General features: G+C 71.7%; 11 protein-coding genes. 4 read left to right on the forward strand and 7 right to left on the reverse strand.

What is annotated here, in order from left to right:
* The first annotated feature begins 1 nt into the window (after position 1).
* Together ABZ896_RS39360 and ABZ896_RS39365 are read left to right on the forward strand one after the other, a co-directional pair.
* Positions 2-925, forward strand: a complete 924-nt coding sequence (locus ABZ896_RS39360; RefSeq protein ID WP_360939891.1) for a hypothetical protein — start codon at positions 2-4, stop codon at positions 923-925.
* A gap of 9 nt (positions 926-934) precedes the next feature.
* Positions 935-1,840: a DUF6879 family protein gene (locus ABZ896_RS39365; RefSeq protein ID WP_360939892.1), complete on the forward strand. Its 906-nt coding sequence runs from the start codon at positions 935-937 to the stop codon at positions 1,838-1,840.
* On the opposite strand, the gene ABZ896_RS39370 is transcribed toward ABZ896_RS39365, so the two are convergent.
* Complete coding sequence (locus tag ABZ896_RS39370) at positions 1,800-2,699, reverse strand: LysR substrate-binding domain-containing protein (protein ID WP_360939893.1); 900 nt, start codon at positions 2,697-2,699, stop codon at positions 1,800-1,802. The two genes, ABZ896_RS39365 and ABZ896_RS39370, sit on opposite strands and share 41 nt — an antisense overlap.
* A gap of 157 nt (positions 2,700-2,856) precedes the next feature.
* Between ABZ896_RS39370 and ABZ896_RS39375 the strand changes: the two genes are divergently transcribed.
* Complete coding sequence (locus ABZ896_RS39375) at positions 2,857-3,873, forward strand: bile acid:sodium symporter family protein (protein WP_360939907.1); 1,017 nt, start codon at positions 2,857-2,859, stop codon at positions 3,871-3,873.
* Here ABZ896_RS39375 and ABZ896_RS39380 read toward each other — a convergent pair.
* The 3 genes from ABZ896_RS39380 to ABZ896_RS39390 form a co-directional block, all read right to left on the reverse strand.
* Positions 3,809-5,029 carry a DUF4185 domain-containing protein gene (locus tag ABZ896_RS39380; RefSeq protein ID WP_360939894.1) on the reverse strand — a complete coding sequence of 407 codons (1,221 nt, stop codon included), beginning with the start codon at positions 5,027-5,029 and terminating at the stop codon, positions 3,809-3,811. The two genes, ABZ896_RS39375 and ABZ896_RS39380, sit on opposite strands and share 65 nt — an antisense overlap.
* A gap of 11 nt (positions 5,030-5,040) precedes the next feature.
* A complete protein-coding gene (locus ABZ896_RS39385) occupies positions 5,041-6,924 on the reverse strand; it encodes a sialidase family protein (protein WP_360939895.1) in 1,884 nt (627 codons plus the stop codon).
* 98 nt (positions 6,925-7,022) lie between these two features.
* On the reverse strand, positions 7,023-7,940 hold the full coding sequence (locus tag ABZ896_RS39390; protein WP_360939897.1) for a zinc-binding dehydrogenase: 918 nt from the start codon (positions 7,938-7,940) through the stop codon (positions 7,023-7,025).
* 90 nt (positions 7,941-8,030) lie between these two features.
* Between ABZ896_RS39390 and ABZ896_RS39395 the strand changes: the two genes are divergently transcribed.
* Positions 8,031-8,468 (forward strand): MarR family transcriptional regulator, encoded by a 438-nt coding sequence (locus ABZ896_RS39395; protein WP_360939899.1) that lies wholly within the window; start codon positions 8,031-8,033, stop codon positions 8,466-8,468.
* Positions 8,469-8,476: 8 nt separating this feature from the next.
* Here ABZ896_RS39395 and fdhD read toward each other — a convergent pair whose 3' ends face one another.
* From fdhD to ABZ896_RS39410, 3 genes are all read right to left on the reverse strand, one after another.
* Positions 8,477-9,322, reverse strand: a complete 846-nt coding sequence (fdhD, locus tag ABZ896_RS39400) for a formate dehydrogenase accessory sulfurtransferase FdhD (protein ID WP_360939901.1) — start codon at positions 9,320-9,322, stop codon at positions 8,477-8,479.
* Positions 9,323-9,329: 7 nt separating this feature from the next.
* A complete protein-coding gene (locus ABZ896_RS39405; protein WP_360939903.1) occupies positions 9,330-10,217 on the reverse strand; it encodes a 2Fe-2S iron-sulfur cluster-binding protein in 888 nt (295 codons plus the stop codon).
* Positions 10,214-11,740 (reverse strand): NADH-ubiquinone oxidoreductase-F iron-sulfur binding region domain-containing protein (locus ABZ896_RS39410; protein WP_360939905.1); only part of this gene is annotated, 1,527 nt, incomplete at its 5' end. The genes ABZ896_RS39405 and ABZ896_RS39410, both read right to left, overlap by 4 nt.

An 11,740-nucleotide genomic window follows, 5' to 3' on the forward strand; every position in this document is an offset into this window, starting at 1 on the left:
GTTGAGCAGGACACAGTCGGTGCTGCTGAAGGTCGGTGTGACGGGCGCGCTGGGCATCGGCACGTTCTTGACCACCAACGCGTTCGAGTCGTCGAAGGTGGCGACGCTGACGCTGTCCCTGCTCATCAGCGGTTCCGCCCTGATCGTCCAGTTCATGGTCGACTTCGAGAAGGAGACACGGAAGCTGGCGGGCCGGCTCGAAAGACATGCCGACGACGTGGAGTCAGGTGTGACCACCAGCTTCGCCCGCCTCGGGGACATCGCCAAGTTACTGGGCAGGATCGACGACGACTCGGCGAGGTTCGCGGAGGTGGAACGGCTGGTGCGCAACATCGCCGCCCTCGGTTCCCAGCGCCGGGGGATCCACCGGGCGCTCGCCGACGCGGAACTCACCAGGGTCGCCGACCTCATGGGCGATCTGCGGGGAGACTACGTCGACTACGAGGGCGAGGACCGGGACTGGCTGCTCACGCTGGTGCGGCACGTGGAGCGGAGCATGGACGCCGCGAGCACCCACGAGGACCTGGACTTCTGGAAGACCGATCTCGGGCAGCGCTATCTGATGCAACAGCGGGCGGCGCATCTGAGAGGTGTCAAGATACGGCGTCTGATCATCGTGGAATCACCGGACGCCGTCGACGGAGAACTGCGGAGCCTGCGGGACCGGCAGCAAGGACTGGGGATCGATGTGAAGGTGGTGGCGCGTTCGGAGCTGCCGCACCATCTGAGCATCTATCCGGTGCACAACTTCGTCGTCTTCGACGAGGCGATCAGCTACGAGGTCAGTCCCGACCTGAGCACCGGCCGTGGACCCGACGGGGAGCCGCCGACCCCGATGATCGCCGGCACGAAGCTGGTGCTGGAACCGGAGAAGGTCGCGGAACGGACCAGTCGCTTCGAAGAGCTGTGGGACGAGGGGAACTAGGGAGTCGAGATGGACAGCAGGACGGGGCTGGCGCCGAAGATCTTGGTCACCGTGGTCATCGGCGGCCTGACGTATCTGATCACGCGGATCTTCGACATGTCGGACGGGACGGGGATCACCCTCGGCGTCGTCGTCGCATCCGCCTTCCTGATCGTGCAGTTCGTGATGGACCTGGACCGCCGGCTGGAGATCCTCCGGCGCGGTCTGACGGAGAACCGTGAGGAGACCAGAGAGCTCGTCTCGTCGAGTTTCGCGAGGATCAACGAGGCGACGGAGCTCTTCAGCGTCGTCGAGACCTCGTCGCTGCGCACGGACTCGGTCTCCCAGCTGGTCCAGAGCGCGTCCCGGGTGGCGGACACCGGCCCCGAGATCGTCCGCAGCTTCGCGCAGGAGGAGATCGGCAGACTCGCGGCGATGCTGGACAGCATGAGCCGCAACGTCATCGACCGCGACGGCGAGGACCACGACTGGATCATCACCCTCACCCAGTGCTCCACGGGCAGCATCGACGCCATCAGCACGTCGATGGACCACGGCTTCTGGAACGGCGAGACCGGTCTGCGGTATCTGCGAGCGCAGCGTGAGGCCATCCAGACCAGAGGGGTGCGGATCCGCCGGCTCTTCCTGGTGGCCTCCCCCGACGGAATCACCGGCGAACTGCGCCAGCAGTGCGACGAGCAGCAGATCCTGGGTATCGACGCACGCATCCTCGTCCTGGAGTCCAAGTCCGCGTCGGTACGGCTGGGCGCGATGAACGACTTCGTCGTCTTCGACGGGGAACTCTCCTACGAGGTGGCCTTCGACATGGGCGGGATCAACGCCACGACGACGCTGCACTTCCAGGCCGAACGCGTCCGGCTGCGCATCGAGCGCTTCAACGAGCTCTGGGAGGCCGCGACGACCGACTTCGGGTAGCCGCCAGCCGGTCCCCACCCGCCAGAATCGCGGAGGCCAGCGCGTCCGCCGCCCCTCGTACCGACGCGGGTCCCCGCTGCCCGTGGACAAGGACGAAGTCCACCGTGCCCAGCTCGGGCAGCCCCGCCCGCTCCGGGACGCGTACCAGGCCAGGCGGGATCAGCCCCCGTGAGTGCGCCATCACCCCCAACCCCGCCCGGGCCGCCGCGATCAGCCCGTTCAGACTCCCGCTCGTGCAGACGATCCGCCACTCCCGCCCCTGCCGCTCCAACGCCTCCAGGGCAAGGGCCCGAGTGATCCCCGGCGGCGGATAGACGATCAACGGCACCGCCCGATCCGCGTCCAGGCGGAGCCGATCCGCGCCGATCCACACCAGCCGGTCGTGCCAGACGAGTTCACCGCGGGGATCCTCCGGCCGCCGTTTCGCGAGCACCAGGTCCAGCTTGCCCGCGGCGAGCTGCTCATGCAGCGTCCCGGACAGCTCGACCGTCAACTCGAGGTCGACCTCGGGATGGTCGTAGCGGAACCCCTCCAGGATCTCCGGCAGCCGGGTCAGCACGAAGTCCTCCGACGCCCCGAACCGCAGCCGCCCCCGCAGCCGCGTCCCCGTGAAGAACGCCGTCGCCTGTTCGTGCACCTCCAGGAGCCGGCGCGCGAACCCGAGCATCGCCTCGCCGTCCTCCGTCAGCTCCACGGAGTGGGTGTCCCGGGTGAACAGCTGCCGCCCGGCCGCGTCCTCCAGGCGCCGCACATGCTGGCTCACGGTCGACTGGCGCAGCCCGAGCCGCCGGGCGGCCTGCGTGAAGCTCAAAGTCTGCGCCACCGCCAGGAACGTACGCAGCTGAGAAGGGTCGTACACGGAACCAGGCTATCGCGGAACGTGATGACAGTCAGAGTGGTATGCCGGATTCCCGATCAAGGGGCGGAGGAGGACGATGGAGAGGGGAATCCCGTCCTCCGTACCCGTACCGCCTAGCAAGTGGAGAACCGTGAAGCGCCTGAAGTGGCCGGCCTGGATGCCGGTCGACCCGTACATCCTGCTGCTGCTCGGCACGGTCGGCCTCGCGGCCCTCGTACCCGCACGCGGGACCACCGCGGACGTGGCCTCCGGAGCCTCCACGGCGGCGATCGCCTTCCTCTTCTTCCTCTACGGCGCCCGGCTGTCCACCCGCGAGGCGCTGGACGGCCTCAAGCACTGGCGGCTGCACGTCACCGTCCTCGCGTGCACCTTCGTGATCTTCCCGCTGCTCGGTCTCGCGGCCCGCGGACTCGTCCCGGTGTTCCTGACCCACCCGCTCTACCAGGGCCTGCTCTTCCTCACCCTGGTCCCCTCCACCATCCAGTCCTCGATCGCCTTCACCTCGATCGCCCGCGGCAACGTGCCCGCCGCGATCTGCGCCGGCTCCTTCTCCTCCCTGGTCGGCATCGTCATCACCCCGCTGCTCGCCGCCGCCCTCCTCGGCAGCAGCGCCGGTGGCTTCTCGGCCGACTCGCTCGTGCAGATCGTGCTCCAGCTCCTCGTGCCCTTCCTGGCCGGACAGCTGCTGCGCCGCTGGATCGGCGGCTTCATCACCCGCCACAAGAAGGTCCTCGGGCTCGTCGACCGCGGCTCGATCCTGCTGGTCGTCTACACCGCGTTCAGCGAGGGCATGGTCCAGGGCATCTGGCACCAGGTGAGCCCGCTCAGGCTCGCCGGTCTGCTGGTCGTCGAGGCGGTGCTGCTCGCGATCATGCTGGCCCTGACCTGGTACGGCGCCAAGGCGCTCCGCTTCGGCCGGGAGGACCGGATCGCCATCCAGTTCGCGGGCTCAAAGAAGTCCCTGGCCTCCGGACTGCCCATGGCCAGCGTTCTGTTCGGCGCGCACGCCTCGCTCGCCGTGCTGCCGCTGATGCTCTTCCACCAGATGCAGCTGATGGTGTGCGCGGTGATCGCCAAGCGCCGCTCCCACGACCCGGTGGACCGGGAGTTCAGCGCGCCGGAGACAGCCGAAGCGTCACGAACCGCGGTCGGTACAGCGCGACGTTCCGGTTGATCTGCGCCGAAGCGCCCGCGGTCTCCAGCCAGTTGACGTCGTAACTGAGCACCAGCCGTCCCCTGCCGCTCAGTTCGGCGTGGACCTGCGGGTTGTAGGCGGCCACCTGGCCGGTCGGGAGCGTAGGCGTGAAGTCCTTCGCCGGGCCGTGCCAGGGCCCGGTGGGGGAGCAGGCCCAGTACGAGGTGACGGCCGCCAGCCCCTTCGTGCCGGCGGCCATGGTGAACAGCACGTACGTGCCGTCCGCGCGGACGACAGAGAAGGCGCTGCCCACCCCCGTGTGCCGGCCGGCTTCGAGCACCGCGCGTGGCCGGGCGCCGGTCGTCCATGCCCTCCCGTCCCAGTACTCCCACGCGCCCGGCTCCCCGAGCAGCCCCTCCGGCACCCGCGCCACATACGCCGAGGAGGCGGGCCGGGACTCCGCCTGGCCGTCGTCGCCGCCGAACACATAGGTCCAGCCGCCCTGTTCGACCAGCGTCGTCCCGAACAGCACCCGCTGGGACGGATCTTGGACGGGCTGCTGGTCGAGCACCTTCGTGATCGACTCGACGCGCAGGTCGGGCAGCGACAGGGTCGCGACCTCGGTCGCGGTCGGTACCCCGTAGATCCACGGGGACGGCCCGGCCGCCCGCACCCACAACAGCACCCGGACCACCTTCTCCGCCGATCCCGGCGAGCGCGGTTCCACGCGGGCCGCGACGGGCCAGCGCCACTGGTTGGGGCCCGGATCGGGGAACAGGGGCGCGGCCAGGGTGGACTCCAGGCGGCCGTCGCGCATCAGCACCGCCGAGTTGCGCACCAGGGGAGCGGTCGTGTCCCGCCAGGCGTACGACTCCCCGAACGGGTTGGGCGGCCCGTACACCTGGCCCAGATAGGTGTCGGAGAACAGCCACAGCAGCCGCCCGTCCGGCAGCCGCACCGAGTGGGTGCCGTCACCGCCGGTCCAGTCGTCGGCGCGGGTGGCGTCGTCGCCGTAGCGGGCGAACTCGCCGGTCAGCTCGTCGTCGGCCGACCAGGAGCGGACGGTGCGCGGCATGCAGCCGGCGTCCTTGCCGTCGTCGTCCCGGGGGAGCGCGGTGAGGAGGACGGCGCCGAGCACCAGCGTCAGCAGCAGGCCGACGCCGGTGAGGTGTCGTGCTCGTGGGTCCTCGGGCACGCTCCGCGACGTTAGTGGCTGCGGCTCACCCGGTCCATGGGCAGCCACAGGACGGTGCCCGCCGGGGAGGCGCCCGCGCCGGTGATCTCCGCGTCGGTGAGCGCCCGGTCCCAGACCCGGACTTCGTCGATCGCGCCCCTGAAGTGGGCCCGGCCGTCCATGCGTTGACCGACGTGCACGCCGAACGGCGAGGTGCGGCTGACCGATCCGGACACGTCCGGCGCGGAGACCGCCGTACCGTCGAGGAAGAGGGTGAGCCGTCCGCCGCCCCGCCGCAGGGCCACGTGGTGCCAACGGCCGTCGTTGTAGGCACCGTTGGCGCTCACCGACACGGTCCCGACGGCCGTCGCCCCCTCCCGTACGGTGATCAGCCCGCGCACCCGGCCGCTCGCGGGCTCCGCGCGCAGCCACACCTGCGGCTGCGATGTGCCCACACCGCCCATCCACAACAGAGGCCGCTCGCCGCCAGTAGCGGTGTACCGGAACCACAGGGACGCGGTGAAGTCCTTGGTGCCGAGGGGGAGTTGCGGCCGGTAGGGCAGGCGTACGGCGTCGTCGGTGCCGTCGAACTCCAGGGCGCCGCCGATGACGCCCGGCGTCGCTCGGGCGCCGCCGAGGACGGCCGCGCCGGGTGCTCCGGGCGCTCCGGGTGCTTCGGGTGCGAGGTCGGCGGTGGTCGGGTCGGGGGCCCGGCGGGGTGTCAGCCAGTCCTCGGTGAAGCGGGCGAAGCGGATCTCGTCGTGGGCGTCGGCGGCACCGGCCTCGTAGAGCAGGCCCACCGTGTCCGGGCCGGCCGGGGCCAGGTCCGAGTAGCCGGACCAGTCGGTGGTGACGACCGTGCCGCGGTCGACGGTGTCCCAGGTGCGGCCGCCGTCGTAGGAGGAGCGGATCATCATGGTCCGGCGGCGGTCGGGGTCGGCGGGGCAGGACAGCAGCAGGCGGGCGCCCAGGCCGAGGGTGGCGCACTCCACCTGGGGCGCGTACAGGTCCGGAAGGCTCTGGAAGGGTGAGGCGAACGTGGTGCCGCCGTCCTCGCTGACGGCCTGGGAGCGGTGGCCGAGATCGGTGCCGTCCTGCTCGCGGCCACTGACCAGGACAGAGCCGTCGGCGCGTTCGGCGACGGTCGGTTCGGAGGGCTTCTGCCGGAAGGTGCCGTCGGCGGCGACCGGCCAGGACTCCGTGGCCCCGACCCGCCAGGTGGTCCCGTGGTCGTCGCTCACGACCAGCGCCGCGTGGTTCTCGGTGACCCGACTCCCGTCCCACGTCTCGGCGTTGACCCCGAGCACCAGCCGGCCGGCGTACGGACCGCGGCCGATCTGGATCCCGTGCACGGGGCCCGTCGCGTACCAGGAGTTCCACCGGGCGGGCAGGATCTCGGCGCCCAGGTCGCGGGGCGCGGACCAGGTCAGGCCGTCGTCGTCGCTGTACTGGAGGTGCGGGGTGCGGGTGCAGGGGATCGCGCAGTTCCCGCCGTCCGTACGGCCGGTGTTGAACGTCTCCACCAGCAGGACCCGGCCCGTCTCCCGGTCCACGACCGGCGCCGGATTGCCGTGGGTGTCCCCGCCGCCCTCGGTCACGACCCGGAGCGGGCCCCAGGTGCGTCCGCCGTCGGTGGAGCGCTTGACGACGAGGTCGATGTCGGTGGCGTCACCGCAGTTGAGGACCCGCCCCTCCGCGAACGCGAGGAGCGTCCCGGTGGTCGTGCGGACGATCGCCGGGATGCGGAAGCAGGCGTAGCCGGGATCCCGGTCCGCCCGGAAGAGGACCTGCTGCTCGAACTCCGGTGCGGCGGCGGTGCGTTGGGCCTGCGCGGGACCCGCGAAGGCGGCCGTCGCCGCCAGGGCGAGGGCCGCCGCGAGGAGGGATCTCAGGAGTGCGGGACGACGTGCCGGCATCAAGCGACCTGCCCTTGAGGACATCTGATATGAAATATGTACGGAGCGGACAGTAACCAGACCGCATCCGCCTCACAAGCACCCCACGCGTGTCGCCGTCAGGGAACGAGCACGACCTTCCCGAGATTGCTCCGCGTCTCCACGGCCTCGTGCGCCCTCGCCGCCTCCTCCAGGGCGAACTCCCCGTGCACGGCGACCCGTACGGCGCCCGCCCCGAACAGCTCCCACAGCTCGCGGCGCCACCGCTCGTACAGCTCCGGCCGCTCCCGGGCGATCCGCGCCATCTGGAAGCCCGTCACCGACTTGGCGCCGACGAGGAGGTCGTACGCCCGGACCGTCCCGCCACCCGAGCTGTACGCCACGAGCCGCCCGCCCGGGGCGAGGGCGACGAGGGCCGGGGTGAGCAGGTCGCCCCCGACCGCGTCCAGGGCGTAGTCGACGGGATCGCCCCAACTGCCGTCCTCGTACAGGGCGACGGTGTCGGCGCCGAGCGCGCGCACGAAGTCCGCCTTCGCCGGATCGGAGACCGCGCCGACGACCCGGGCCGCGCCCCGGACCCGGGCGAGCTGGACGGCGAGATGGCCGACCCCGCTCGCCGCGGCCGTGACCAGTGCCGACTCTCCCCGCTCCGGCCGCGCGGCCTCCAGTGCGCCGAGCGCGACCAGCCCGCTGCGGACCAGGGCGACCGCGTCGACGGCCGTGGCACCGGCGGGCACGGGCGAGGCCATGGACGCGTGCAGGACGGCGAAGTCGGCGTAACCGTGCCCGAAACACAGCCCGGTGACGCGGTCCCCGATGCGATGGGGTCCGGCACCAGGACCGGTGGCCACGACCTCCCCGGCGATCTCACCGCCGAGCGGCACGGGCTCGGCCGACTCGGTGACCTTGCGTACGACAGGAAGCGTGACGCCCACCGCCTCGCAGCGCACGAGGAGTTCACCGGGGCCGGGCTCGGGGATAGGGGCCTCCTCCAGGAACAAGGGGCCACCGGTGGACTCGTAACGAACGCGGCGCATCGGCCACACCTCCGGGAACGTCGTTGGGAGCCCCAACGATATTCACGGATTCATTGGTGAGTCCAATGGTTATTCGCTAGGTTGGGAGCCGTGACCGAAGCACCGCTCCTCGCGATCCGCTCCCTCCCCAGCTGGCTCCTCGGCCGCGCCGCGGCCCGGGGCCGCGCCCTGGTGGCCGAGGCGCTCGCCGCGGAGGACATCAGGATGTGGCACCACGTCGTCCTCTCCGCGGTCCGTGACCTCGGGCCCGTCGCCCAGGCCGACCTGGGCCGCAGCATCGCCCTGGACCCCAAGGACCTGGTCGGCGTCCTCAACGACCTCCAGACCGCGGGCCTGGTCCTGCGGACGCCGGACGCCCGGGACCGCCGTAAGAACGCCGTGTCCCTCACGGACGAGGGCGCACGGCTGCTCAAACGCTGCGAGAGGCGGGCCCGCGCCGCCAACGACGAACTGCTCGCGCCGCTCTCACCGGCCGAACGCGAGCAGTTCATGGGCCTGTTGGCCCGGATCTCCGGTACGGCGGACTGAGGCCCGGGTCAGTGCCGGGTGGCCGCCTGGAGGGCGATGCGGTCCTCGCCCGCGTACACGTTCATGGAGCTGCCCCGCAGGAAGCCCACCAGGGTCAGCCCGGTCTCCGCGGCCAGGTCCACGGCCAGCGACGACGGCGCCGAGACCGCCGCCAGCACCGGGATGCCCGCCATCACGGCCTTCTGCGCCAGCTCGAAGGAGGCCCGGCCGGAGACCAGCAGGACCGTGCGGGACAGCGGGAGGTTCCCCTCCTGGAGCGCCCGCCCGACCAGCTTGTCGACCGCGTTGTGCCGGCCCACGTCCTCCCGTACGTCGACCAGCTCGCCGTCCTCCGTGAACAGGGCCGCCGCATGCAGGCCCCCGGTGCGGTCGAAGACCCGCTGGGCCGCGCGGAGCCGGTCGGGCAGGCTCGCGAGGAGTTCGGGGGTGACGCGGACCGGGGGCGTGTCGGCGATCGGCCAGCGGGCCGTCGTACGGACCGCGTCGAGGCTCGCCTTGCCGCACAGACCGCACGAGGAGGTCGTGTAGACGTTCCGCTCCAGGGTGATGTCGGGGATCACCACGCCGGGGGCCGTCTTCACGTCCACGATGTTGTACGTGTTCGAGCCGTCCACCGTCGCGCCCGCGCAGTAGACGATGTTCTGGAGATCGCTCTGCCCGCCGAGCACGCCCTCGCTGACGAGGAACCCCGCCGCGAGCGCGAAGTCGTCGCCCGGGGTGCGCATGGTGATCGCCAGCGGCTTGCCGTTCAGCCGGATCTCCAGCGGTTCCTCCGCGACGAGCGTGTCCGGGCGCGCGGAGACCACCCCGTCCCGTATGCGGAGCACCTTGCGTCGTTCCGTGACTCGTCCCATGTGTGCCTCAGTCCCGGTTCTGTCCGTGCTGGTAGCCGAAGCGGCCCTTGATGCAGAGGTTGCCGTGGGTCACCGGGTCGTCGGGCGGCGAGGTGACCTTCACGATCTCATTGTCCTGCACATGGAGTGTGAGACGGCAGCCCACACCACAGTAGGCGCAGGTGGTGGTCGTCCCGGTCTGCGCGCTCTCGTCCCACGTACCCGCCGCCCGCATGTCGAACTCCGACCTGAAGGACAGCGCCCCGGTCGGGCACACCTCCACGCAGTTCCCGCAGTACACACAGGCCGACTCGGGGAGCGGGGCGTCCTGCTCGACGGCGACCCGGGCGGCGAAACCGCGGCCGACGACGGAGGTGGCGAAGGTGTGCCGCCCCCGGCCGCCGCAGGCGTCCACGCACCGGTAGCAGAGGACGCACTTGTCGTGGTCGCGCACATACAGGTCGTTGTCGACCCTCGGCCCCTCGTCGAGGCGGGCCGCGTCCGGGCCGAAACGGTCCGGCTCGGCCCCGTACTCCTCGATCCATCCGGCGATCCTCGGGGTCGTCGACAGGTCGACACCGGACGCGAGCAGTTCGAGGACGACCTTGCGGCTGTGCCGGGCGCGGTCGGTGTCCGTCCGGACCTCCATGCCGGGCCGGGCCTCGCGGGAACAGGCGGCCACCAGGGTGCTCGCGCCCGCCACCTCGACGACACAGAGCCGGCAGGTGCCCTTCGGGGTCTCCGGGGTTTCCAGGGCCTCCGGGATGCGGGTGTCGCCGTGGCAGAGGGTCGGGATGTCCTTTCCGGCCGTGCGGCAGGCGTCCAGGATCGTCGAGCCCTCCGTCGCGCGCACGGGCTTCCCGTCGAGGGTGAACTCCAGCAGGCGGCGCGGGATCCCCAGCGGTGTCACGGTCACGCGTACACCCCCAGCCGGTCGACGGCGGATTCCACGGCGTTCCACGCGTTCTGTCCGAGACCGCAGAGGGAGGCGTCGCGCATGGTGCGGCCGACGTCTCTGAGCAGGGGGATGTCGGCGGCCGCATTCGGGTGCTCCATGAGCCGCTGCAGCGCCTCCTCCTGGCGTACGGTCCCGATCCGGCAGGGCACGCACAGCCCGCAGGACTCCTCGCGGAAGAACTGGGCGATCCGCAGGAGGAGGCGGGGGAGCGGGACGGTGTCGTCGAAGGCCGTCACGGCGCCTTCGTGGGTGAGGGGGAGGTGGAGGTCCGGTTCGTCGGGGCGTACGAAGCGGCCGGCGGCGCCGCCGAGCAGCACCGCGCTCAGGTTCTTGCGGAGGCCGGCCTTCTTGAGCAGGTCGCCGAGTGTCACCCCGGACGGGAACTCGTAGAGCCCCGGCCGGTCCACGCTCCCCGACACGCAGAAGAGCCCGGTCCCGGCGGGCCTCCCCGTGGTCAGGAGCGGCAGCACGTCGAGGAGCGTCTCGACGTCGTTCACCACCGTCGGCCTGCCGAACAGGCCCTTCTCCGCAGGGAAGGGCGGCCCGGAGCGCGGTTCGCCCCTCCGGCCCTCGATCGAGTTGAGCAGGGCGGTCTCCTCACCGCACACGTAAGCGCCCGCGCCGCGCCGGATCTCGATGTCGAAGGCGTGTCCCCGGCCCAGCACGTCGTCGCCGAGCAGGCCACGCGCGCGTGCCCGCTCGACGGCGTGCCGGACGCGGCTCAGCGCCCTCGGGTACTCGCCGCGGACATAGAGGTACCCCTGGTGCGCGCCGATCGCGTACCCGGCGATCGTCATCGCCTCCACCAGCGCGTACGGGTCGCCCTCCAGGAGCACGCGGTCCTTGAAGGCGCCCGGCCCGGAGTCGCCCGCGGCGCAGACCAGGTAGTGCGGACGGTCTGGCCGGGACGCCGCGGCCGGCCACGTGCAGCCGGTGGGGAAGGCGGCGCCACCGCGCCCGACCAGGCCCGAGTCGACGACCTCACGGATCACCCCGGCGGGACCGAGCGCGAAGGCCCGGCGCAGCGCGGTGTAACCGCCGTGGGCGCGGTAGTCGTCGAGGGAGGCCGGGTCTACCACTCCGATACGGCCGAGCAGGGTGAGCTGCGACCGGCCGGCCTGCGGTACGGACGCCGGCGGTACGGACGCCGGCGGTACGGCTGCCTGCGGTTCGGCTGACTGCGGTACGGCCGATTCCGCCGGGGGCTCCTCGGGGGCCGAGTCGGGAGAGTTCGCGGCGAGGAGGGCCGCGGGGGTGGTCGCCGGTGCGGAGACGGCCGTACGGACCGGGTCGCCCGCTCTGATGGCGAGGGCGGCGGGGGCGCGTTCGCAGAGGCCTAGGCAGGGGGCCCTGAGGTGGTCGGTGGCGAGCGGGCCGTACTCCTTCTCGTCGCCGGGCGCGCGGCCGGACGCTCCGGCGCGGCCGCGACGGCGGGCGCCTGGACCGGGGCCGGGTCCGTCTCTACCTCGGGTGTCTCGGGC

It is taken from the genome of Streptomyces sp. NPDC047072, from assembly GCF_040643855.1.
Taxonomy (GTDB): Bacteria; Actinomycetota; Actinomycetes; order Streptomycetales; family Streptomycetaceae; genus Streptomyces.